Below are 22,473 nucleotides of genomic sequence, written 5' to 3' on the forward strand. Positions count from 1 at the left end.
GCCGTCAGCTCAGGCGGCTTCTTTCAGCAGCGGGCTGAACAGCTTGTCCTGCACATGCCGCGGGCGGTAGTTCTTGACCTGCTGCGCGATGGCGGCGATGTGCGCTGGCGTGGTGCCACAGCAGCCGCCGACAATGTTCAGGAAGCCTGACCTGGCGAATTCGCCCATCAGCGAGCCCGTCACGTCCGGCGTCTCGTCGAAGCCGGTGTCGCTCATCGGGTTGGGCAGGCCGGCGTTCGGGTAGCAGCTGACGAAGGTGTCGCCGGCAATGCGGCTCAGCTCTTCGATGTACGGCCGCATCAGCGCCGCGCCCAGCGCACAGTTCAAGCCCACGGCCAGCGGGCGCGCATGGCGCACCGAGTGCCAGAAGGCGCCCACGGTCTGGCCTGAGAGGATGCGGCCGGAGGCGTCGGTCACGGTGCCGGAGATGATCACCGGCAGGCGCTCGCCGGTGGCTTCCATCAGCTCGTCCAGCGCGAAGATCGCGGCCTTGGCGTTCAGCGTGTCGAAGATGGTCTCGACCAGGAACAGGTCGCAGCCGCCGTCCATCAGCGCCTGGGCCTGCTCGTAATAGGCGGCGCGCAGTTCGTCGAAAGTCACGTTGCGGGCGCCGGCATCGTTCACGTCGGGGCTGATGCTGGCGGTGCGCGGCGTCGGGCCGAGCGCGCCAGCCACGTAGCGCGGATGCTCGGGCGTGCTGATCGCGTCGCAGGCCTCGCGCGCCAGCCGGGCGGCGGCCAGGTTCATCTCGCGCGCCAGGTGGCCCAGGCCGTAGTCTTCCTGGGCGATGCTGGTCGCGCCGAAGGTGTTGGTCTCGACCATGTCCGCGCCGGCCTGCAGGTACTGGTCGTGGATCTCGCGGATCACGTCCGGCCGGGTCAGCACCAGCAGGTCGTTGTTGCCCTTCAGGTCTTTCGGGTGCCCGGCCAGCGCGGCATTGCGGAAATCGGCTTCGCCCAGCTTGTAGCGCTGGATCATCGTGCCCATCGCGCCGTCGATCAACACGATGCGCTGGCGCAGCAGCGCGGGCAGCGCCTGGGCGCGGGTGTACGGGGCGGCATTCGTGGCGGTCATGCCGCGATTGTAGGAAATGAGGCCAGCCCCTTGGTCAGCGGGTTTGTGCAGCCTGCCCGCCAGCGGTTCATTGCCGGTTCAAGTTCTGCCCGCCATTGGCCGATCTACTGCCCGACGGGACCGCATTTCGCAGCGGTCCGTGACAGGGACAGGGACAGGCACATGACAGCGATGGTGGCGATTCAGGATTTGCGCGTGGGGATGTTCATTCATCTGGACCTGGGCTGGATGTCGCACCCGTTCCCGCTTTCCAGCTTCAAGATTGGCTCGGTCGAACAGATCGAGATCATCCGCGGGCTGGGGCAGAAGCAGGTGCGCTGGAGCCCGGAGCGCAGCGACGAGGCCGTGGCCGGCGCGGGCAACGCTGCCGAGGTCCAGGCCGCCGAAGCCGCCGAGGCCCAGGCAGCTGCCGCCGTCGCTGCCAAGCCGCCAGTGGACCCGGCCACCGAAGCGCGCCGCCTGGCCGCGGCGCGCCAGGCCGCTGAGGTGGCCGCGCTGCGCCAGTGCGAGCGCCAGTACGGCGAGGCTTGCCGCGACCTGCGCCGCATGACCGATCGGGTTGCCGCCGCGCCCGAAGAGGCCCGTGACCGCGCCCAGCAGCTCACGCGCGCGATGCTGGACAAGATGCTGCAGGACGGCGAGCTGTGCGTGCGGGTGCTGGGCGAGCCGTCTGGCGACCGGGCGACCGCGCATGCGATGAACGTCACCGTGATCTCGCTGCTGCTGGCCCGTTCGCTGAGCATGAGCGAACCCGACCTGATGGACCTGGGCACCGGCGCCTTGCTGCACGACATCGGCAAGATCCAGCTGCCTGACCGGGTGCGCCTGCCGCGTGACGATTTCTCCGCCGCCGAACAGGCGCTCTATCGCGACCACGTGGCCCAGGGCGTGATCCTGGGCCGGCGCATGGGCCTGCCGACCGGCGCGCTGCTGGTGCTGGCCCAGCACCACGAGCATGCCGACGGCAGCGGTTTTCCGAAGGCGGTCAAGCTCGACGCGATCTCGCCGGCGGCGCGCATCGTCGCGATGGTCAACCGCTACGACAACCTCTGCAACGCCGCGCTGCCCTCGCAGTCGCTGACGCCGCACGAATCGCTCTCGCGCATGTTCGCGCAGTCGCGCAACCGCTTCGACGCGGCCATCCTCAGCGGCTTCATCCGCTTGATGGGCATCTACCCGCCGGGCTCGCTGGTGCAGCTCAGCGACGAACGCCATGCGATGGTCATCTCGGTCAATGCCGCACGGCCGCTGAAGCCCAGGGTGCAGGTCTTCGAGCCGCGCCCTTCCGGTGACCGCATGGTGCACCTGGACCTGGACCATGTGCCGGACCTGGGCATTCGCCGCAGCCTGAAGGCAGAGCACCTGCCGGCCCGCGTGGCCGAGTGCCTGACGCCGCGGCTGCGGGTGGCGTATTTCTTTGACGTCGAACCGGCGCAGGCGCAGGGCGAAAAAGCGCTGGCGGAGGCCGTGTGAGCGCGAGCCCGACGCTGCCCGGCGCCGACTGGCTGGCCGCGCTGGACGAACCGGCCTGGCTGGTCGACGCTGCGCAGCTGACGCTGCTGCAGGCCAACCCGGCCGCCGCCGCCTGGCTGGGCCAGCCGCTGGACCAGCTCGCTGGCCGTGCCGCCGATGAACTGCTGCCCAGCCTGGAGGACGCCGTCTTCTGGGCCGACGTGCGCGCTGGTCGGCCGGGCCGGCTGGTGTCCGACACCGAGCTGCCGCGGGGCGACGGCCAGGTGGTGCAGATCCACCGCCGCATCGTGCCCCTTGGCCCGCAAGGGGAGGCTGCCGCGTGCTACCTAGTCAGCTTGCGCGACCGCAGCGCCGACAGCCGCGTGGCCCGCGAACGCGAAACCCTGCTGGCCGAGCTGCGCGCCACGCTGGAAGCCACGGCCGACGGCATCCTGGTGGTGGACATCGCCGGCCGCATCCGTGCCTTCAACCGGCGCTTCGCCGCGATGTGGGACCTGCCTGCCGCGGTGCTCACCGAGCAGGACGACCCGGCGGTGCTGGACTGGATGCGCCAGTCGGTGCTGCAGCCGACCGACTACCAGCGCCGGCTCGACGAGATCGACGCCCAGCTGCTGCTCAGCGCCACCGACACCGTGCCGCTGCTCAACGGCACGCTGCTGGAGCGCCACACCCAGCCGCAATGGAGTGCCGGCCGGCCCATCGGCCGCGTCTACTCCTTCCGCCCGCTGCACCGTGGCCGTGCCGCGTTGCCGCGCGAGGAAGAAGCCGTGCTGTCGTCCGGCGAAGACGAGCTGACCGGCTGGCCCAACCGCAGCGCGCTGCTGACCTGCCTGGACGAGGCGGTGATCCGCGCCCGCACCAGCGGCCAGTCGCTCACCGTGCTGTGCGTCGAATACGACCGCCAGGCCTTGTTCGCGGTGGACGGCGATGCCCGCGCCCGTGTGATGGCCGACCTGATCGAAGGCCTGCGGGCCCACCTGAATGCCTCGCAGCGCGTGGCCCGGCTCGGCGCCGCGCGTTTTGCCATCCTGCTGCCGGACGCCAGCGAAGCCCGCGCCGCGCCGCTGGTGCACCGCCTGCTGGACACCGCGCGCCGCTCGGCCCAGGGCCTGCTGGCCACCGCTGGCGTGCCGCTGCAGATCGGCATGGCCGTCTATCCGCAGTCCGGCCTGGGGGCGGACGACTTGCTGCAGCACGCCGAACAGGCCTTGCACCGCGCCCAGGCCCAGGCCGGTGCGGACGCGGCCGATCCGCTGGCCTGGCTGCAAGTCCACCAGCTGACTGCCCAGCCGCTGCCCGACGGCCGCCGGCAGCAGCGCCTGGAGCGCGCGGTGCACGAAGGCCTGGCGCACCCGGCTTTCCGGTTGCACTACCAGCCGCGCGTGGACAGCCACACCGGCCAGGTCCAGGCGGTTGAGGCGCTGCTGCGCTGGCAGGACCCGGAAGACGGCCTGCTGCTGCCTGCGCTGTTCCTGCCGCTGGCCGAGCGCGCCGGGCTGATGGGCGCGCTGGACGACTGGGTCATGGAGCACGCGCTGCGCCAGGCCGCAACCTGGCGCGCCGCCGGCTGGGTCCAATCCTTGACGGTCAACGTCAGCGCTGCCGCCTTGTGCCAGCCGGCTTATGCGCGCCGCGTGGCCGCGCTGCTGGAGGCCACCGGCTGGCCCGCCCGGCTGCTGGAGCTGGACCTGCAGGAAGCCGCGCTGCAGCGCGACCCGGAAACCGCGCTGTACAACCTGCAGGCCTTGCAGCGCCTGGGTGTGCGCCTGGTGCTGGACGACTGGGGCACTGGCGACTGCTCGCTGGGCCTGTTGCGCCGCTACCCCTTCCACGCCGTCAAGCTGGACCGCAGCCTGATCCGCCAGGTGCCGCGCCAGGCCGCTGAAAACGCCATGGTGCAAGGCCTCGTCTCGCTGGCCCGCGCGCTGGGCCTGCAGGTGCTGGCCGAGGGCGTCGAACACGCCTCGCAACGCCAGTTCGTGACCCAGGCCGGCTGCGACGGCTGGCAAGGCCTGCTGGCGTCCGCTGCGCTCGACGCGCGGGCCTGTGAACGCGGGGTGTTGGCACGGGCAGCGGCCTTGGCTCAACGTGTTCAAGCGCCACCGCGCGCGGCCAACGAATAAGTAAAGCCCGGGCGGCACAATGCGGGCATCGCTTCCGAGCGCAACCCGTGGAGAGCCGCGATGTACAAGTTCAAGAGCAAGGCCACCGCCGACCTGATCATGCTGGCGCCCAATGGTGACCAGGTGCTGAGCCTGATCGGCAAGGCCCCTGCCGCCCAGGGCATCATCGACGTGGCCGACCTGCCGGCCGCCATCGACGCACTGACCCGCGCCGTCGAAGCCGAGGAAGCTGGCAGTGGCGGGAAAGACGAAGCCGAGACCGATGAGCCGGCCAAGGCCTCGACCGATTCGGTCTCGCTGCGCCGCCGCGCCTGGCCGATGATCGAGATGATGAAGCGCAGCCTGGCCGAAAAACAACCGGTGGTCTGGGGCGTTTGAGCATGCAGGATGTGACCCGCGTCATTGCCGTGCGCCATGGCGAAACCGCCTGGAACGTCGACACCCGTTTGCAGGGCCAGCTCGACGTGCCGCTGAACCCACGCGGCCGCGAGCAGGCTCGCCGTGCCGGCCTGGCGCTGGCGCACGACAAGCCCGATGTGATCTACGCCAGCGACCTGTCGCGTGCCTTCGACACCGCGCAGGCGATTGCCGACGCGGTCGACATGACGGTGCTGCCGGACCCCGGCCTGCGCGAGCGCCACTTCGGCATCTGGCAGGGCCACACCTATGCCGAGGTCGAACAGACCTGGCCGGACCTGAGCGCCAAATGGCGCGCCCGCCTGCCGGACTTCGGCCCCGAGGGCGGCGAAACCCTGCTGGGTTTCTACGAGCGCAGCGTGGCCACCGCCGCCCGCCTGGTCAGCGCGCATCCGGGCCAGACGGTGGTGCTGGTGGCCCATGGCGGCGTGCTGGACTGCCTTTACCGCGCCGCCTCGCGCATTGCGCTGAACGCGCCGCGCACCTGGGAGCTGCCCAACACCGGCATCAACCGCCTGCTGTGGACCGGCGACGGCTTCACGCTGATCGGCTGGGCCGATGTGCACCACCTGGACGACGAGGCCCGCGACGAATCGGCCGACCGCGTGGGCCACGCCGCCTGAGCCTCGGCCACCCCGCGCCCCGCCGCGGCCGGTTGCCATTTCTTGCACCTTCGCGGCTGCGCCGTTTGGCGAGCGCCGCTAGCATGCCGCGAGACCCACTTCGTGGCGGCCGCGGCTGCCCTTGCCATCATGCTTCGGCCGTTGCAAGTGATTGTGCTGGTCACGCCGCTGTTCTTCCTGCTGATGGCCCTCGAGTGGTGGGTGGGCCGCCGGCGGGGCGTGGCTTGCTACCGATTGAATGACGCGATGGCCGCTGTCGGCCTGGGCGTCTGCAGCCGGCTCACCGGCCTGTTCACCAAGCTCTTCACGACCGGCATCTACGTCTGGGCCTGGAGCACGCTGGCGCCGTGGAAGCTGCCGAACAATGCCTGGTGGGTCTGGGTGCTGGGCATGCTGGTCTACGACTTCTGCTACTACTGGCTGCACCGGGCCAGCCACGAGGTCGCGTTTTTCTGGGCCTCGCACGTGGTGCACCACCAGAGCGAGGACTTCAACCTTTCCACCGCGCTGCGCCTGACCTCCGGCGGCTGGCTGGGCAGCTGGCTGTTCTACCTGCCGATGGCGCTGCTGGGCTTTTCGCCGCTGGTCTTCGTCACCGCCAGCCTGTTGGACCTGGTCTACCAGTTCTGGGTCCACACCCGGCTCATCGGCAAGCTTGGCTGGTTCGACCGCTGGCTGTGCTCGCCGAGCAACCACCGGGTGCACCACGCGGCGAATGACCGCTACCTGGACCGCAACTACGGCGGCATCCTGATGGTCTGGGACCGGCTGTTCGGCAGCTTCACCCCAGAAGACAACGTCGAGCCCATCGTCTACGGCACGCGCAAGCCGCTGCGCAGCTGGAACCCGGTCTGGGCCAACCTGGAAGTGTTTGCCGCGCTGGCCCGCGACAGCTGGCACACACAGGCCTGGGGCGACAAGCTGCGCGTCTGGCTCAAGCCACCGGGCTGGCGGCCGGCGGACGTGGCGGCACGCTTTCCCAGCGCGCCGTTCGAGCTGCAGCGGCCGCCGTACGATCCCCGCTTCAGCCGCGCTGCGATGTTCGGCGCGCTGGCGCTGTTTGCCGTCGCGCTGGTTCTCAGCGGCGTGCTGCTGTGGACGGCGCACCGGCAGGCGCCGTGGGTCCTGGTCGGCGGCGTGGCGCTGGTTTTGGCTTGCCTGGTGCTGGCGGGGCGCTTGTGCAGCGGCGCACCCAGGGCTGCCCGGGCGGCCACACTCACCGCTGAAAGTGCGTGACCTGACCCCTCATTGCGTGACGTAAACGTCAGGCTTTCCCCGCTGGCGCGACGGGGCGTGCAGCGCCAAGATCCGGCGACTGTTTTTTCGTTGCGGCCGCCTTGCAGCCGCTCGCGCCATGACGCTGCAACCCGCCCAAGTCATCGTGCTGGCCACGCCAGTTTTTTTCGTGCTGATCGCCATCGAGTGGTGGGTCGGCCACCGCCGCGGCAAGCCGAGCTACCGGGTCAATGACGCGATCGCCAGCGTCGGGCTGGGCATCTTCAGCCAGTTGACCGGGCTGTTCACCAAGCTGTTTGCGCTGGGCCTGTATGCCTGGGTGTGGGAGCACTGGGCGTTCTGGCAGCTGCCGGACAACGCGCTGTGGGTCTGGCTCAGCGGCCTCTTGCTGTACGACTTCTGTTACTACTGGCTGCACCGCGCCGGCCACACGGTGGCCTTTTTCTGGGCCGCGCACGTGGTGCACCACCAGAGCGAGGAATACAACCTGTCGACCGCGCTGCGGCAGACGTCTTCGGGCTGGCTGGGCAGCTGGCTGTTCTACCTGCCGCTGGCGCTGCTGGGCTATTCGCCGCTGGTGTTCGTCACGGTGGGCCTGATCGACCTGCTGTACCAGTTCTGGGTCCACACGCGGCAGATCGACCGCCTGGGCTGGTTCGACCGCTGGCTGTGCTCGCCGAGCAACCACCGCGTGCACCACGCCGTGAACGACCGCTACCTGGACCGCAACTACGGCGGCATCCTGATGGTCTGGGACCGGCTGTTCGGCAGCTTCACCCCAGAAGACAACGTCGAGCCCATCGTCTACGGCACGCGCAAGCCGCTGCGCAGCTGGAACCCGCTGTGGGCCAACCTGGAGGTTTACGCGGCGCTGTGGCACGACAGCCGGCACGCCGCGTCCTGGGCCGACAAGCTGCGCGTGTGGTTCAAGCCACCCGGCTGGCGGCCGGCGGACGTGGCGGCGCGGTTCCCGGGCGCGCCGTTCGAGCTGCAGCGCCCGCTGTACGACCCGCCGGTCAGCCGCGGCGCGCTGTGGGCCAGCGCAGCGCTGTTCGTTGCCGCGGTGTTGCTGACCTCGGTGCTGCTGTGGACCGCGCACGAGCAGGCGTCTGGCGTGCTCTGGGGCGGTGCGGCTGGCGTGCTGGTCTGCCTGGTGCTGGCCGGGCGTTGCCTGGGCCGGCCGCTGGACGAATCGGCCCAGGCCAGCCGCAGTCCGGTTGCCAAAGGTGCCTGAACCCGTTCAGCTCATCCAGTTGCCGCCGTCGACATTCAGCGTCTGCGCGGTGATGTAGCGGGCCTCGTCGCTGGCCAGGAAGACGGCGGCCCCGGCAATGTCCTGCGGCGTGCCCATGCGGCCCAGCGGCACGGCCTTGCCCACCGCGATCTTCTTTTCGCCCAGCGCCAGGCCTTCGTACTTCGCGAACTGGGCGTCCACGTGCTGCCACATCGGCGTGTCGATCACGCCCGGCGCAATGCCGTTGACGCGGATGCCGTGCGGCGCCATCGCCAGCGCGGCGGACTGGGTGTAGCTGATGACGGCGGCCTTGGTCGCGCAATAGTGGGCCACCAGCGCTTCACCGCGCCGGCCGGCTTGCGAGGACATGTTGATCACGCTGCCGCGCACGCCGTGCGCCACCATCTGGCGCAGCACCGCCTGCATCGTGAAGAACATGCCTTTCACGTTGATGTCGAACAGGCGCTGGTAAGAGGCTTCGTCGGCTTCCAGCACCGGGGCCATGTCGAACACCGCGGCGTTGTTGAACAGCACGTCGATGGCGCCGAAGCCGGCGCTGGCCGCTTCCACCAGCGCCGCGATGCTGGCGGCCTGCGCCACGTCGGCCTGCTGGTAGCGCAGTGTTTCGGGATGCGCGGCCTGCAAGGCCTGCACGCCGGCGGAAGCTGCGCTGCCGATGTCGGCAATGGTGCAGCGCGCGGCTTCGGCCAGGCAGGCCTGCGCAACGGCCAGTCCGATGCCGCCGGCGGCGCCGGTCAGCAGCACATGTTTTCCCGCCAGGCGGCCCGTGGTGTCCATGTCGTCTCCTTGGTTCGGCTGGGGTGCCGACTTGTCCGACGATAGGAACTCTGGATGTTTTGTGCCGGTACTTTGCCGCCGGCCTGCCGATACTTCTCAGTCGAGCAGCCGGAAGGCCATGCCGATTTGCGAGCCGTAGATCGGGTAGCGCACCTTGATGCGGTAGCCGCGCAGCTTGCTGGCGTCCCACTCGCGCTCGGCGCAGGCCAGGCGGATCAGCTCCGGGTAACGCGCATATTCCGGCAGCCGGAAGGCTTCCGGGCCGCGGCCGAGGAACTGCACGGTTTCGACCATGTCCATGCGGTCGCCGAAGCGGCTGGGGTCGTCCGGGTGGGCAATGCCGCGGATCACCGTGTCGTACAGCCGCAGCTCGGGCTGGATGTCGGGCCAGACGTCGTCGTGCAGCAGCGCGTCGATCACGCAGCATTCGGTCGGCGGCTCGGCGTGCGCGGCCATGCCGCTGGTCGGGCCACCGGCGCCGCGGCGGGCCCGGTGGGCGTTGTTGTAGACCTGCACGTAGACGATGTCGTGGCCGCGGCCCTGCTCGCGGCTCAGCGGCAGGCCGAAGACGGAGGTCTGGATCACGCGGCCGTTCTGTTCGGTCTGCAACTGCTCGGGCTGCACGCTGGAGAACTGGCGCAGCAGCAGGTCTTCCATGCCGGAGACCGGCTGGCCGTTCAGGCTCAGCGCCTTGAAGCGGCTTTCTTCCGGGCTCAGCGAGGAGAAGTTCAGCCGCAGCAGGCCCGAAGGCTTCAGGCGCCGGCAGCCCAGCAAGGCGTCGATGCCGAGGCCGTCATGGCGCTCGGGGTTGTCGCGCGAGGGGTAGACGATGCCGGTGGACAGCACCAGGTCGGCCTGCACGCCGCGCAGTGCGCTGGTGGCCTTGAAGGCCAGCGTCTTCTGGCGCAACTCGATCGCGGCGCGCGACTCCAGCACCCATTCGCTGAGCACCGTGTCCAGCGTGGCGCGGTCGCCGAACTGCACGTCGACAAAAGTCTCGAAGGCCTGCACCGCGGCGGCAGCGCGCGAGAGGTGGCCAGGATCGAGCTTGGTGCGCTCGGCGCCGCGCAGCATCTGGGCCAGCACCTGGGCGCCGGGGATGTTGACCAGCGTGGTCAGCGGGTCGCCGCTGCGCACCGAGGACAGCAGCCGGGAGACGGCAGATTGGCCCAGGCCGAGTGCAGCCTGGAAGGCTTTCTGGTCGCGAGCGCCCTTGTCTTCGATGGCGGCGAGCAGCGCGCCGACGGCAGTCTGCAGTTCATTGCCCAGCGCTTCGGTGTGGCGGCGCAAGGCCAGGTCGGCTTCACTGGCCGAGGACGGAAACTGGGAGTTCATGCCGGCGAGGATACAAGCAGGAGCAGGCGCGCCGGACGCTCCGCCTGGCGTGGCGGGGCGCCCGGCGCGGACGAACGGCGCCGTGCGAGGGCGAAGGCACCGTTCGGACGTGGTTGCATGAGGAAACGCCGGGCCGTCCCAAGTTTCCTCATCCCCCTCGGGGGGCGGGCCGGGCAAAGCCCGGTCCTTGGGGGCACGCTCAGGGCTTGGGCAGCACGTGCAGGACCTGGGTCGAACTGGTCGAGCCTTGCGCGTTCGAGCAGGTCAGCACGTAGGGGTAGTCGCCCAATTCGGTCTGCCTGATGGTTTTGGTGCCTTCAGTCGCCACCTGGCCCGAGTCCCAGGTGCCGGTGACGGCGCACGAGTCGGCGTATTGCGAGTACCAGGCCAGCTTCATGAGTTTGCCCGGCGTCGTGTTGCTGGTGGTCATCGGCGGGTTGATCTGGTCGATGTAGAACTGCACCGCCGGCTTGGGCAGGATGGGGGCCGGGAAGGCCGCCGGGTCCACCTTCAGGATCGCGCCAGCGCTGTTGGCGCCGCCAGCGTAGGCGGGAACGTACAGCATGCCGTCGCTGCCCTTGGTCAGGCCAGCCTGCACCGCGAAGGCGCTGTCGGTCAGCGAGACCACGCCCACCAGCTTGCTGGTAGCGGGGTCGATTTCGATCAGCGTGCCGTAGCTGCGGCTCGGGCCGCCGTAAGGCGCGCTGCCGTACAGGTGGCCGTTCGGGCCGACGACCAGCGGCGAGGTCGGGAATTCGCCGTTGGTGATGTCGTCGAACTTCAGCACGGTCTGGAAGTTGCCCGCGCCGTTGAAGCGGTAGACCGAGCCGTAGTCGGCGCCGTTGCTGTTGGTCGTGCCGTACACATAGCCGTCGGCCGGGTTCGTCACCAGGCTGGCCTGCGGGTTGATGCTTTCGACGGTGCTGTCGAACGAATGCAGGACCTGGAAGCCGCTGCCGTCGCGGGCCATCTTGAAGGCCACGCCTTCGCCGGTGTTGCCGCCGCTCGAGGTCACGCCGTAGAGCAGGTTGTCGGTGCCCAGTGCCAGGCCGTGCGGGTTGCCGCCGGAGGCGTCGCCAGCGAAGCTGTGGATGACGGTGAACTTCTCGCCGCTGGGCTGCATCTTGAAGATCGCGCCGCGGCCGAACTCGCCGCCGCCGATGGCAAAGCCATACAGCAGGCCCTTGCTGTCCTGCACCAGCGCGCCGCCGGGGTAGGCGCCGTCGCTGCCGTTGAACACGTGCAGCAGCTTGAACTTGCCGCCGGGCACGTACTTCCACAGGCTGCCGTATTGTGCTGCGCCCTGGCCGGTCGAGGCATTGCCGTAGACCGAGCCGTCGCTGCCGACCATCAGGTCACCGCGCGGCGAGCCGCCTTCGGTCGAGCCGTCAAAGGTGTGCACCACCTTGTAGCCGCTGCCGTTGGTCTTGACGCGGAACACCAGGCCCCAGCCGCTGTCGGGCGAGTTGGTCAGCGCGGTGCCATACACATAGCCGTCCGGTGCCTGGACCATGGCGCCGTAGGGCTGGGCGCCCTTTTCGGCGCCGGGCATGGAGGCGATGACCGTGGTCGGGTCGGCCGCCAGCGCGGTGCCGTGCAGGCCCCACGAAGTGATGGCCAGCAGGCTGGCAAGGGTCAGGCCCGTGAATCGGCGCTTCGACCCGCCGAGAACGACATCCGCAATGTTTCGAGACACAAGGAACTCCTAGGGGTTGGGGGAGGTGCTGCCCGCTTGTTGCGGGTCGGCTACCGCTCGCGTGTTTGGGGTGCGCGACGGCCGGGAGCAAGCCGGCGCCCTCATGGGGCGCAGACCAGCCAAGAAGCAGACGCTGACGCGAGGAATCGTGTCCCTTGCACGCTGGCCCGGCACCGCGCTGCCGTGAGGGCAGTAGCGGGCTCGTGTCAGCGTTGTGTCAACGCCATGAACGTCAGCATAAAGCCTTCGCCACAGTTCCACAAGATTTCTAACGTATATGCATCACATATTTTTGGGGAATGAAAACACGCCAGAAATCAGCGGGTTCAGACGTAAGCACGAGGCGTGCCGGCGGCCCCGGCTGGCCCTCAGTGCAGCCGCAGCACGATGATGCCGGCGACGATCACCGCGGTGCCGCCAGCGCGCTGCCAGCCGAAGGGTTCGCGCAGCAGCAGCGTGCCGATCAGCGCGGCAAACAGCACCGAGGTCTCGCGCATGGCGGCCACCATCGCCACCGGCAGCAGCGTCATGGCCCACAGCGCAATGCCGTAGCTGCCGAGCGACGCGACCGTGCCGCCCAGTGCAACCGGCCAGCGCGCCGTCATGTAGGCGCGCGTGGCGGGCCATTGCGCGCGGCGCTGCCACAGCACCAGCGAAAGGTAGGGCAGGCCGTCGAGCAGGAACAGTGCGGCGACATAGCGCCCGGCGTCACCCGAGACGCGCACGCCCACGCCGTCCACCAGCGTGTAGCCGGCAATGAACACGGCGTTGAGCAGCGCAAAGCGCAGCGCCTTGCGGCGGCGCGCCGGGTCGCCTTCGTTTGCATGGCGTGACAGCCCCAGCGCCAGCACGCCGGTGCAAATGGTCAGCACGCCGGCCCAGCCCATGAAGGACAGGCTTTCGCTGATCAGCGCATGGCTGCAAAGGGCGACCAGCAACGGTGCGCAGCCGCGCATCAGCGGATAGGTCAGCCCCAAGTCGCCGTGCTTGTAGGCGCCAGCCAACGCGATGTAGTAGCCGATGTGGATCGCCGTCGAAGCCAGGATGTAAGGCCAGGCCGAAGCATCCGGCAGGCCCAGCCACAGCATCAGCGGCGGCGCGACCAGCGTGCCCAGGCCGTGGATCAGTCCGGTGTCCAGCGCCTTGTCGGTGGACGACTTGATCAGCGCGTTCCAGCTCGCATGCAGCAATGCCGCGCCCAGCACCGCCAGCAGCACCCAGCCGCTGCCGGGTGTGCCGCCGCTCAAGGCGCCACCGCCAGCAGGCAGCGCCGTGCGCGGGCCAGGTAGTGCGCCAGGTCAGGCGTGGACAGGCCCGCGGTCTTGGCTGCGTCGTCCCAGCGGCGCAGCTGCACCGCCTCGGCGGCCCCTGGTGCGGCAATGAAGGCCCGCGCCTGCTGCGCGCTGAACACGCCGCCCTGCAGCGCCAGGCTGCGCACCGAATCGGCCGACAGCTGTTCGCGGTAGCCATCGTCGGTCGCGCAAAGGTAGCGCTTGGCGTTGACGTGGCCGGCGATGGCGCGCAGCACGCGCGGGCCGAACAGCGGCTTCAGGTGTGGCAGCACGGCGGTCTGGTGCTGGTCGTCCACTCCGTGCAGCGTGGGCGTGTCGCCATGCGCTGCGGCCGTCAGCAAATGGCCAAGGTCGTGCAGCAGCGCGGCCGTCACCAGTTCGTCGTCGGCGCCGGCCTGCTCGGCCAGCCGGGCGGTCTGCAGCGCGTGCTCGGTCTGCGTGACCGGCTCGCCGCTGTACATCGTGCCGCCATGCGCTGCGAACAGTGTTTCGATGTCAGCCAAGGTGAGCGACATTCGCAGCCCCTTGCGCTTGCTGCGCCTTCACGTGGTTCTGCAGCGTGCGCTCGCGGCTGTTCATCGTGTGCTGGAACATGGCATCGCCCGCGGCCTCGGCGTCGCCAGCGGCAATCGCCTTGACGATCTGCCGGTGCTCGCGGGCGTAGATCGCCATCGACTCCGCCGTCAGGTTTTGCCGGCGGTGCAGCGAAAGTTCGTTGATCAGCTTGCGGTAGGTGGCCGTCAGCTTGGCATTGCCGGCCAGCTCCAGCAGGCGGTCGTGCAGCTGCAGGTTGAGCTGGTGGAAGTCGTTGGCGTCGCTTGCCTTGGCGGCGCTGTCCATCGCGTCGACCAGCTTGCGCAGCTCGCGCACCTCGGGAGCCTTCAGCGTGGTGGCCAGCTTGCGGCCCACGTACTGGTCCATCATCGCGCGCACCTCGAAGATCTCCAGCACCTCGGCGATGGGCAGCTCGCGCACGAACACGCCGCGGTTCTTCTCGGTGCGCACCAGGCCGGCCTGCTCCAGCATGCGAAAGGCCTCGCGCAGCGGCCCGCGCGAAACGCCCAGTTGAGCGGCCAGCGCGGCCTCCGGCAGCTTGGCTCCGGCGCCCAGCTCGCCGCTCAGGATCATGCGTTCGATCTCGGTCTGCACCAAGCTTGGCAGCGAGGTGCCCTGAAGCTGTGCAATGGTCGGTGTGCTCATGCCGGAATCTTAGGGGAACTCGCGCCAGTTTGGAGATTGTCAACAATCTTTCATCTTCAATCCGCAGAATGCGAGGCTGGTCTTGATCTTGCGAGCACCGTCGCAAGGACCGTTCATTCATCTGCAGGAGTTTGCATGCGCTTTCTGAAATCGATGTTGGCTGCCGTGATCGGCCTTGTGGCCGCCACCGGTGCCCTGGCCGAGAAGACTTCGTTGACCGTCTACACCGCGCTGGAGACCGACCAGCTGAAGGCTTACCAGGCGGCGTTCAACCAGGTCAACCCGGACATCGAGATCAAGTGGGTGCGCGACTCCACCGGCGTCATCACCGCCAAGCTGCTGGCCGAAAAGGCCAATCCGCAGGCCGACGCGGTCTGGGGCGTGGCGGCATCCAGCATGGCGCTGATGGCGCGCGAAGGCATGCTGGAAGCCTACGCGCCGCTGAACCTCGACGCGATCATGCCGCAGTACCGTGACAAGAAGTCGCCGCCGGCCTGGTGGGGCATGGACGTGTTCGGTGCCACCGTCTGCTTCAACACCGTCGAGGCCAAGAAGAAGAACATTCCCATCCCCACCAGCTGGAAGGACCTGACCAAGCCCGAGTACAAGGGCCAGATCGTGATGCCCAACCCGGCCTCATCGGGCACCGGCTATTTCGACGTGGTCGCCTGGCTGCAGCTGTGGGGCGACGATGCAGGCAAGGGCGGCGGCTGGAAGTACATGGACGCGCTGCACGAGAACATCGCGCAATACACCCACTCCGGCTCCAAGCCTTGCAACATGGCGGCGGCCGGCGAGTTTGTGGCCGGCATCTCATTCGAGTACCGCGGCCAGTCCAACAAGGCCAAGGGTGCGCCCATCGAGCTGGTGTTCCCCAAGGAAGGCCTGGGCTGGGACCTGGAATCGTTTGGCATCCACAAGGGCACCAAGAACCTGGCGGCAGCGAAGAAGCTGGCCGACTGGGCTTCGAGCAAGGACGCGATGCTGCTCTACGGCAAGAACTTCGCGCTGACGGCCCAGCCCGGCGTCGCGCCCAAGCTGCCCAACATCCCGGCCGATTACGAGTCCCGCCTGATCAAGATGGACTTCGAATTCGCCGCGGCGAACCGCGAGCGCATCCTGGCCGAGTGGACCAAGCGCTACGACGTCAAGAGCGAAAAGAAGAAGTAAGCCCAGGCTGGCCCGCGATGCTGCAAGCCCAAACCCAAGCCCCGGCAGGCGACGTGTCGGCAAGCCGCGAACCTTGCCTGTCGCTGCAAGGCGTGGCCAAGCAGTTCGGCGCTTTCACCGCGCTGGAAGACATTGACCTGGCCATCGCGCCAGGCGAGTTCGTCTGCTTCCTCGGGCCTTCGGGCTGCGGCAAGACGACCTTGCTGCGCATCATTGCCGGGCTGGAAACCCAGAGCGCCGGCACGCTGGTGCAAGCCGGGCGGGACATCTCCCGCCTGCCGCCGGCCGCGCGCGACTACGGCATCGTCTTCCAGTCCTACGCGCTGTTCCCCAACCTCAGCATTGCCGACAACGTCGGCTACGGCCTGGTCAACCGGCGCCTGCCTCGGGCACAAGTGGCCGCGCGGGTCGAGGAACTGCTGGCGCTGGTCGGCCTGCCGGGCAGCGGCGCCAAATACCCGGCGCAGATGTCCGGCGGCCAGCAGCAGCGCGTGGCGCTGGCGCGCGCGCTGGCCACGTCTCCTGGGCTGCTGCTGCTGGACGAGCCGCTGTCGGCGCTGGACGCCATCGTGCGGGTGCGGCTGCGTAACGAGATCCGCGCGCTGCAGCGCCAGCTGGGCCTCACCACCATCATGGTCACGCACGACCAGGAAGAGGCCCTCTCGGTGGCCGACCGCATCGTGGTGATGAACCGCGGCCGCATCGAGCAGGTCGGCACGCCGCTGCAGATCTACCGCGAGCCGGCTTCGGCCTTCGTGGCCGAGTTTGTCGGCAAGGTCAACCGGCTGCCAGCGGTGGCGGAGGGCGACCGCTGGTTCCGCTGCGGCGCACACCGTTGGCAATGCCCCGCAGGCCAGGGCAGCGACTTCCGGCCCGGCGCGCCAGTGCTGCTGTACCTGCGGCCGGAGGACCGCGTCGTCGGCCCACTGGCGGCTGACACGCCTGGTCTGTGCGGAGGCCGGGTCGAGCACGTCGAGTTCCTGGGCGGCAACTGCCTCGCGACGATCCGCGTGGACGGCCTGACCGAGACGCTGCTGCTGCAGTTCTCGCTGAACCAGATGGACGAGTTCGAGGTCAGCGAAGGCCGCACGCTGCGCTTTGCCTTGCGCACCGATCGGCTGCGCGTGTTCCCGGCCGCAAGCTGAGCCGAAGCGCATGTTGCTCAAACGCTTGCTGTTTCCCGACCAGGCTGGCGCCGTGCTGGTGGCCAGCGCGCCGCGCCAGCGGGTGCACTGGACGGACCGCATTGCCCACCTGGGACTGCTGGCGGTTGCCGCGCTGCTGCTGGTCGGCCTGATCGGCCCGCTGCTGGCGCTGCTGGCCCAGGCTTTCAGGCCCACGTCCGGCGACAGCAGCCATTGGGGTGCCTTTGTCAGCTACCTGGGCTCACCCGCGCTGCTGCAAAGCCTGGGCCACAGCGTCTTCGTGTCGGTGCTGGTGGTGCTGCTCACGCTGCCGCTGGCGTTTGGTTTTGCCTATGCCTTGACCCGCAGCATGATGCCGCTCAAGGGCCTGTTCCGCACCATCAGCCTGCTGCCGCTGCTGGCGCCGTCGCTGCTGTCGGCCATCTCGCTGATCTACTGGTTCGGCAACCAGGGCATGGCCAAGGACTTCTGGCTTGCGCTGGGTTTCGACGGCATCTACGGCGCGTCCGGCATCGTGCTGGCCGAGTGCTTCGCGGTGTTCCCGCACACGCTGATGATCCTGGTGACCGCGCTGTCGCTGGCCGATGCCCGGCTCTACGAAGCGGCCGACGCGCTGGGCACCACGCGCTGGCGCAGGTTTTTCACCATCACGCTGCCAGGCGCGCGCTACGGGCTGATCTCGGCCGCGATGGTCACCTTCACGCTGGTCATCACCGACTTCGGCGTGCCCAAGGTGGTGGGCGGCGACTACAACGTGCTGGCCACCGATGTCTTCAAGCTGGTCATCGGCCAGCAGGACTTCCAGCGTGGCGCGGTGGTCGCGCTGCTGCTGCTCGCGCCCGCCGTGCTGACCTTCGTTGTCGACCACTTCGTGCAGCGCCGGCAGATGGCTTTGCTGAGTGCCCGTGCCGTGGCGCTGGTGCCGCGCCGCGCGCCGGGTTTCGATGCGCTGATGACCGCCTACTGCGGCTTGATCGCCGCGCTGATGCTGGCCATGTTCGGCATGGCCGTGTTCGCCTCCTTCGTCAGCTTCTGGCCCTACAACCTTTCCTTGAGCCTGCAGCACTACACCATGGGCCTGGTGGACGCCGAGCTTGGCGACGCACTGATCAACAGCCTGAAGCTGGCCGCCAGCACTGCGCTGATCGGCCCGGTGGTGGTCTTCATCGGCGCCTACCTGATGGAGAAGACGCGCGGGCTGGACGCGCTGCGCCCGCTGCTGCGGCTGATGGCCATGCTGCCGATGGCGGTGCCTGGCCTAGTGCTGGGCCTGGGCTGCATCTTCTTCTTCAACGCGCCGGGCAACCCGCTGAATGGCCTGTACCAGACCTTTGCGCTGTTGGTGCTGTGCACGGTGGTGCACTTCTACACCACCGGTCACCTGACCCTGGTCACCGCGCTGAAGGCCATCGACCCTGAATTCGAAGCCGTGTCGGCCTCGCTGAAAGTGCCGTTCTACCGCACCTTCTGGCGCGTCACGCTGCCGATCTGCCTGCCGGCGCTGATCGACGTGTCGCGCTACTTCTTCGTCAACGCGATGACGACGATCTCGGCCGTGGTCTTCCTCTACACGCCCAATTCCAAGCTGGCCTCGGTGGCCATCCTGAACCTCGACGACGCGGGCGAGATCGGCCCGGCCTCGGCCATGGCGGTGCTGATCGTTGCCACCTCCACGGTGGTCAGCCTGCTGTACATGGCGCTGTCCGCCTGGGCCCAGCGCCGCACCCAGGCCTGGCGGGCACCTGCACATTGAGACGCCTGAATCGAACGTGACCTGCTCTTCAACTCACCCATTGCATTACGACCTCATCGTCGTTGGCGCCGGCATCGTCGGCCTGGCCCACGCCTACACGGCCGCGCGCCGCGGCCTCAAGGTCTGCGTCGTCGAGCGCGACGCAGCCTGCGTGGGCGCGTCCATCCGCAACTTCGGCTTCATCACCGTCACCGGCCAGGGCGCGGGCGACACCTGGCGCCGCGCGCGCCGCGCCCGCCAGGTGTGGGGCGAGGTGGCCCCGCAGGCCGGCATAGCGGTTGTGCACCAGGGCCTGTACCTGACGGCATTCCGCCCGCAGGCGTTGGCGGTGGTGGAGGCCTTCCTGCGCACCGAGATGGGCGAGGGCTGCGAACTGCTGGACCTGCCGGAGGCCGCGCGCCGCGCACCCTCGCTGCAGCTGGACGGCGCACAAGGCGTGCTGTACAGCCCGCACGAGATGCGCGTCGAGTCGCGCACCGCCATCGCGCTGCTGGCGCAGTGGCTGGCCGAGGTCCACGGCGTGATGTTCCGCTTCGGCGAGGCGGTGCTGGAGGTGGCCACGCCGCGCGTGCGCACCTCGCGCGCCGTGCTGCATGCCGAGCGCGTGGCCGTCTGCACCAACACCGAGCTCCACGGCCTGTTTGCCGAACGCATTGCGCCTCATGACCTGCGCCTGTGCCAGCTGCAGATGTTGCGCGTGCGGCCCGAGCCGGGCTTCCAGCTGCCGGGCTCGGTCATGGCCGACCTGAGCCTGGTGCGCTACCACGGCTACAGCAAGCTGCCGGAGGCCGCGCCGCTGCTGGCGCAGATGCAGCGCGAGGAGGGCGAGTCGCTGCAGCACGGCATCCACCTGATCGTCGTGCAGAGTGCCGATGGCTCGCTGGTGGTGGGTGACTCCCACCACTACGGTGCCGCGCCGCTGCCGTTTGCCGACCAGCGCGTGGACGACATCATCCTGCGCCACCTGCGCGAGACGCTGAAGCTGCGCGAGGCCACGGTGACCGAGCGCTGGGTCGGCCTCTACCCCTCGTCCGCCAGCACCGACTGCCTGATCGACAGTCCTGACGAAGCCACGCGTGTCGTGCTGGTCACCAGCGGCACTGGCGCCAGCACCGCCTTCGGCATCGCCGAGGACGTTTTCGGTGACTGGTGAGCCCCTCGCAGAACATCCCATGACATCGAACACATCCCTCCCTGCCACCGATCCACTCAAGGCCGTCGTCTTCGACTGGGCCGGCACGCTGCTGGACTTCGGCTCCTGCGCGCCGATGGGCGCGTTTGTGCGCCTGTTCGAGCGCTACGGCGTGAAGCTCGGCATCGACCAGGCCCGCGGCCCGATGGGCATGGCCAAGTGGGACCACATCCACGCGCTGGGCCAGTTGCCGGAGGTCGCGGCCCAATGGCTGGCGCGCCACGGCCAGCCGTTCAGCGACGCCGACGTGGATCACCTCTACGAAGTCTTCACGCCGATGAACGCCGCCGTGGTGGCCGACTTCGCCGAGGCCATTCCCGGCGCGCCGCTGATGCTGGCCGCGCTGCGCGCACGCGGCCTGAAGATCGGCTCCACGACGGGCTACAACCGGCCCATCATGCAAGTCCTCACGCCACTGGCGCAGGCCCAGGGCCTGGTCGCCGACAACCTGGTTTGCGCCGGCGACCTGGCCGAGGGCCGGCCTTCTCCGCTGATGATGTATCGCTGCTTTGCCGACCTGGGCGTGTGGCCGGCACACAGCGTGGTCAAGGTCGACGACACCGGCGTGGGCCTGCAGGAAGGCCTGAACGCCGGCACCTGGGCCGTGGGCGTTTCGGTCAGCGGCAATGCGATGGGCCTGTCGCTGGCCGAGTGGCAATCGCTGGGCGTTGCAGAACAAGCCCGGAGGCGTGAAAAAGCCGCATCCCAGCTGAGCGAAGCGGGGGCACACTACGTCATCGACAGCGTGGCCGAACTGCTGCCTGTCATCGATGACATCCAGGCCCGCTTGTCGCGAGGTGAGCGGCCCTGAGTCCTTCCAAAAGGCTGGCCCTTCGGCCGGCCAAACCAGGCAAAAAGGCACACGTTTCTCGTCATGCTGTACCTGCTGAACCTGCTGGCGGCGATTGCGCTGCTGGTGTGGGGCACCCACCTGGTCCGCACCGGCATCCTGAAGGTGTTCGGGGCAGGGCTGCGCCGGCTGATCCAGGCCAGCACCGGCACGCGCGCCAGCGCGGCGCTGGCGGGGCTGGGCGTCACGGCGCTGGTGCAAAGCAGCGGGGCCACCAGCCTGATCGCGTCATCCTTCGTCAGCCAGGGCCTGATGTCGCTGTCGACCGCATTGGCAGTGCTGCGCGGCGCAGACGTCGGCACCGGCCTGGTCACGCTGCTGTTCTCCTTCAACCTGGCCTGGCTGTCGCCCTTGTTGCTGCTGGCTGGCGTGGTGTTGCACCTGTCGCAAGAGGGCAGCACCGCGGGCCGCCTGGGCGGCGTGCTGATCGGCCTGGGCATCATCACCTTGGCATTGCGCCTGATCGGCCTGGCGACCGAGCCCTTGCTGGCCGCGCCGCAGATGAAGATGCTGCTTGGCGGTGTGCGCAACGACGCGCCGCTGGAGCTGCTGGTCGGCGCGGTGCTGGCGCTGATGAGCTACTCCAGCCTGGCCGCGGTGCTGCTCACCGCCGCGCTGGCTGGCACCGGCATCGTCTCGCTGGAAGTGGCGTTTGGCCTGGTGCTGGGCGCCAACGTGGGCAGCGGCCTCAGCAGCCTGCTGACGACCATGCACGCGCCCATCGAAGGTCGTCGTGTGCAGCTGGGCAACTTCCTGTTCAAACTGGCGGGCGGCTTGCTCGCCGCGCCTTTTGTGCACGGGCTGGCGCAGTCGCTCGGGCCGCTGCGGCCGGGCGCCGCTTCGTGGGTGGTGCTGTTCCACCTGAGCTTCAACCTGGCCTGCGCGCTGCTGTTCCTGCCGGCCACCGGCGCGATGGCGCGGCTGGTCGGCCGCTGGGGCGAGACGCCACCTGTCTCGCCGAATGCGCTCGCGCTTCACGCCACTGGCCCGCGCCACCTGGACCCGGAGGTGCTGGACACACCGCAACTTGCCATGTCCTGCGCCGCGCGCGAGGCTTTGCACCAGGCCGACCTGGTCGAGACCATGCTGCGCGGCCTGCTGCCGGTGATGCGCGACAACGACCTGGCGCTGTCGGCCGAGCTGCGCCGCCTGGACGACCAGGTCGACACGCTGTATTCGGCCATCAAGTACTACCTGACCAAGATCCAGCGCAGCTCGCTGTCCGAGCGCGAGGGCCGGCGCTGGGCCGACATCCTCGCCTTCACGATCAACATGGAACAGATCGGCGACGCGGCCGAGCGGGTGCTGCAGGACCTGGAGGACAAGAAGATCCGCCCCGGCCGCAACTTCTCCGAGGCCGGCATTGCCGAACTGGCCGAGCTGCACGGCCAGCTGCTGAGCAATCACCGGCTGGCGATGAGCGTCTTCCTCAGCGGCAACGAACAGGAAGCCCGCGACCTGCTGGCCCAGAAACGCCGCTTCCGCGACCGCGTGCAAGCCTGCGCCGCCAACCACTTCGACCGCCTGCATGGCAACACACCGGAGAGCATCCAGACCAGCTCGCTGCACCTGGACCTGCTGACCGAGCTGCGCCGCATCAACTCGCAACTCTGCTCGATTGCGTATCCGACGCTGGAGGCGGCTGCAGCACGCGATGCGGTGCAGCAAGCGCAGCCGGCGGTCTTGAGTGCGGCCCCGAGGCCGATACCTTTTCGGTCGGACTGAGCGTTTGAATCCCAGTGCGTGGTGCCGCGCCGAGGTCGCGTGAAAATAAATGGGGTCAGAGTCAATTTATCTTGAGATACCTCAACTCGCTGGAACCGGCGTGCCCGATAAATTGACTCTGACCCCATTTATTTGAA

At 68.7% G+C, this 22,473-nt stretch carries 18 protein-coding genes and 1 pseudogene; 12 read left to right on the top strand and 7 right to left on the bottom strand.

Going from position 1 to position 22,473, the window contains the following annotated elements; all coding sequences use genetic code 11:
* Positions 1 to 9 precede the first annotated feature (9 nt).
* Complete coding sequence (locus tag LRH25_RS31060; protein WP_141291108.1) at positions 10 to 1,074, bottom strand: homocysteine S-methyltransferase family protein; 1,065 nt, start codon at positions 1,072 to 1,074, stop codon at positions 10 to 12.
* Positions 1,075 to 1,245: 171 nt separating this feature from the next.
* Between LRH25_RS31060 and LRH25_RS31065 the strand changes: the two genes are divergently transcribed.
* From LRH25_RS31065 to LRH25_RS31090, 6 genes and pseudogenes are all read left to right on the top strand, one after another.
* Positions 1,246 to 2,547: a cyclic di-GMP phosphodiesterase gene (locus tag LRH25_RS31065; RefSeq protein WP_375142194.1), complete on the top strand. Its 1,302-nt coding sequence runs from the start codon at positions 1,246 to 1,248 to the stop codon at positions 2,545 to 2,547.
* A complete protein-coding gene (locus LRH25_RS31070; protein ID WP_231013149.1) occupies positions 2,544 to 4,670 on the top strand; it encodes an EAL domain-containing protein in 2,127 nt (708 codons plus the stop codon). The genes LRH25_RS31065 and LRH25_RS31070 overlap by 4 nt, the downstream gene beginning before the upstream one ends.
* Positions 4,671 to 4,730: 60 nt before the next feature.
* The gene (locus LRH25_RS31075; protein ID WP_141291894.1) at positions 4,731 to 5,048 is read left to right on the top strand and encodes a DUF1840 domain-containing protein; all 318 of its coding nucleotides are present in this window, start codon (positions 4,731 to 4,733) and stop codon (positions 5,046 to 5,048) included.
* Positions 5,049 to 5,050: 2 nt separating this feature from the next.
* Complete coding sequence (locus LRH25_RS31080) at positions 5,051 to 5,710, top strand: histidine phosphatase family protein (protein WP_231013150.1); 660 nt, start codon at positions 5,051 to 5,053, stop codon at positions 5,708 to 5,710.
* Positions 5,711 to 5,857: 147 nt separating this feature from the next.
* Positions 5,858 to 6,946, top strand: a complete 1,089-nt coding sequence (locus LRH25_RS31085; RefSeq protein WP_231013164.1) for a sterol desaturase family protein — start codon at positions 5,858 to 5,860, stop codon at positions 6,944 to 6,946.
* 118 nt (positions 6,947 to 7,064) lie between these two features.
* Positions 7,065 to 8,096, top strand: a pseudogene (locus LRH25_RS31090) (sterol desaturase family protein); the annotation flags it as partial.
* A 90-nt stretch (positions 8,097 to 8,186) separates the two neighbouring features.
* Here the strand turns inward: LRH25_RS31090 and LRH25_RS31095 are convergent.
* The 6 genes from LRH25_RS31095 to LRH25_RS31120 form a co-directional block, all read right to left on the bottom strand.
* Positions 8,187 to 8,978, bottom strand: a complete 792-nt coding sequence (locus LRH25_RS31095; RefSeq protein ID WP_141289540.1) for an L-iditol 2-dehydrogenase — start codon at positions 8,976 to 8,978, stop codon at positions 8,187 to 8,189.
* Positions 8,979 to 9,074: 96 nt separating this feature from the next.
* On the bottom strand, positions 9,075 to 10,313 hold the full coding sequence (locus LRH25_RS31100) for a hypothetical protein (protein ID WP_141289539.1): 1,239 nt from the start codon (positions 10,311 to 10,313) through the stop codon (positions 9,075 to 9,077).
* 199 nt (positions 10,314 to 10,512) lie between these two features.
* Positions 10,513 to 12,009, bottom strand: coding sequence for a choice-of-anchor tandem repeat GloVer-containing protein (locus LRH25_RS31105; protein ID WP_141289538.1), 1,497 nt, complete (start codon positions 12,007 to 12,009; stop codon positions 10,513 to 10,515).
* Positions 12,010 to 12,377: 368 nt separating this feature from the next.
* A complete protein-coding gene (locus tag LRH25_RS31110; protein WP_141289537.1) occupies positions 12,378 to 13,256 on the bottom strand; it encodes an EamA family transporter in 879 nt (292 codons plus the stop codon).
* On the bottom strand, positions 13,253 to 13,816 hold the full coding sequence (locus LRH25_RS31115; RefSeq protein WP_231013151.1) for a phosphonate degradation HD-domain oxygenase: 564 nt from the start codon (positions 13,814 to 13,816) through the stop codon (positions 13,253 to 13,255). The genes LRH25_RS31110 and LRH25_RS31115 overlap by 4 nt, the downstream gene beginning before the upstream one ends.
* Positions 13,797 to 14,501: a phosphonate utilization associated transcriptional regulator gene (locus LRH25_RS31120; RefSeq protein WP_141290865.1), complete on the bottom strand. Its 705-nt coding sequence runs from the start codon at positions 14,499 to 14,501 to the stop codon at positions 13,797 to 13,799. The genes LRH25_RS31115 and LRH25_RS31120 overlap by 20 nt, the downstream gene beginning before the upstream one ends.
* 135 nt (positions 14,502 to 14,636) lie before the next feature.
* Between LRH25_RS31120 and LRH25_RS31125 the strand changes: the two genes are divergently transcribed.
* The 6 genes from LRH25_RS31125 to LRH25_RS31150 all read left to right on the top strand — a co-directional run bounded on the left by LRH25_RS31125 (position 14,637) and on the right by LRH25_RS31150 (position 22,336).
* Positions 14,637 to 15,671 carry a putative 2-aminoethylphosphonate ABC transporter substrate-binding protein gene (locus LRH25_RS31125; protein ID WP_141290867.1) on the top strand — a complete coding sequence of 345 codons (1,035 nt, stop codon included), beginning with the start codon at positions 14,637 to 14,639 and terminating at the stop codon, positions 15,669 to 15,671.
* 17 nt (positions 15,672 to 15,688) lie between these two features.
* Positions 15,689 to 16,816, top strand: coding sequence for a putative 2-aminoethylphosphonate ABC transporter ATP-binding protein (locus LRH25_RS31130; RefSeq protein WP_231013152.1), 1,128 nt, complete (start codon positions 15,689 to 15,691; stop codon positions 16,814 to 16,816).
* 10 nt (positions 16,817 to 16,826) lie between these two features.
* Positions 16,827 to 18,569: a putative 2-aminoethylphosphonate ABC transporter permease subunit gene (locus tag LRH25_RS31135; protein WP_141291094.1), complete on the top strand. Its 1,743-nt coding sequence runs from the start codon at positions 16,827 to 16,829 to the stop codon at positions 18,567 to 18,569.
* Positions 18,570 to 18,609: 40 nt separating this feature from the next.
* Entirely contained in the window at positions 18,610 to 19,722 is a 1,113-nt protein-coding gene (locus tag LRH25_RS31140) for a TIGR03364 family FAD-dependent oxidoreductase (protein WP_231013153.1), read from the top strand.
* A gap of 19 nt (positions 19,723 to 19,741) precedes the next feature.
* Positions 19,742 to 20,572, top strand: a complete 831-nt coding sequence (phnX, locus tag LRH25_RS31145) for a phosphonoacetaldehyde hydrolase (protein ID WP_141287079.1) — start codon at positions 19,742 to 19,744, stop codon at positions 20,570 to 20,572.
* A gap of 63 nt (positions 20,573 to 20,635) precedes the next feature.
* A complete protein-coding gene (locus tag LRH25_RS31150) occupies positions 20,636 to 22,336 on the top strand; it encodes a Na/Pi cotransporter family protein (RefSeq protein WP_141287080.1) in 1,701 nt (566 codons plus the stop codon).
* Positions 22,337 to 22,473: the final 137 nt, after the last annotated feature.

Origin of the sequence: Ideonella azotifigens (assembly GCF_021043325.1) — a bacterium.
Taxonomy (GTDB): Bacteria; Pseudomonadota; Gammaproteobacteria; order Burkholderiales; family Burkholderiaceae_C; genus Ideonella; species Ideonella azotifigens.

Bases quoted from the DNA above. Each gene is read 5' to 3' on its own strand.
- LRH25_RS31135 (WP_141291094.1), top strand. From the start codon at position 16,827: ATGTTGCTCAAACGCTTGCTGTTTCCCGACCAGGCTGGCGCCGTGCTG.
- LRH25_RS31150 (WP_141287080.1), top strand. From the start codon at position 20,636: ATGCTGTACCTGCTGAACCTGCTGGCGGCGATTGCGCTGCTGGTGTGG.
- LRH25_RS31065 (WP_375142194.1), top strand. From the start codon at position 1,246: ATGGTGGCGATTCAGGATTTGCGCGTGGGGATGTTCATTCATCTGGAC.
- LRH25_RS31115 (WP_231013151.1), bottom strand. From the start codon at position 13,816: ATGTCGCTCACCTTGGCTGACATCGAAACACTGTTCGCAGCGCATGGC.
- LRH25_RS31060 (WP_141291108.1), bottom strand. From the start codon at position 1,074: ATGACCGCCACGAATGCCGCCCCGTACACCCGCGCCCAGGCGCTGCCC.
- LRH25_RS31095 (WP_141289540.1), bottom strand. From the start codon at position 8,978: ATGGACACCACGGGCCGCCTGGCGGGAAAACATGTGCTGCTGACCGGC.
- LRH25_RS31100 (WP_141289539.1), bottom strand. From the start codon at position 10,313: ATGAACTCCCAGTTTCCGTCCTCGGCCAGTGAAGCCGACCTGGCCTTG.
- LRH25_RS31125 (WP_141290867.1), top strand. From the start codon at position 14,637: ATGCGCTTTCTGAAATCGATGTTGGCTGCCGTGATCGGCCTTGTGGCC.
- LRH25_RS31080 (WP_231013150.1), top strand. From the start codon at position 5,051: ATGCAGGATGTGACCCGCGTCATTGCCGTGCGCCATGGCGAAACCGCC.
- LRH25_RS31075 (WP_141291894.1), top strand. From the start codon at position 4,731: ATGTACAAGTTCAAGAGCAAGGCCACCGCCGACCTGATCATGCTGGCG.
- LRH25_RS31120 (WP_141290865.1), bottom strand. From the start codon at position 14,501: ATGAGCACACCGACCATTGCACAGCTTCAGGGCACCTCGCTGCCAAGC.
- LRH25_RS31130 (WP_231013152.1), top strand. From the start codon at position 15,689: ATGCTGCAAGCCCAAACCCAAGCCCCGGCAGGCGACGTGTCGGCAAGC.
- phnX (WP_141287079.1), top strand. From the start codon at position 19,742: ATGACATCGAACACATCCCTCCCTGCCACCGATCCACTCAAGGCCGTC.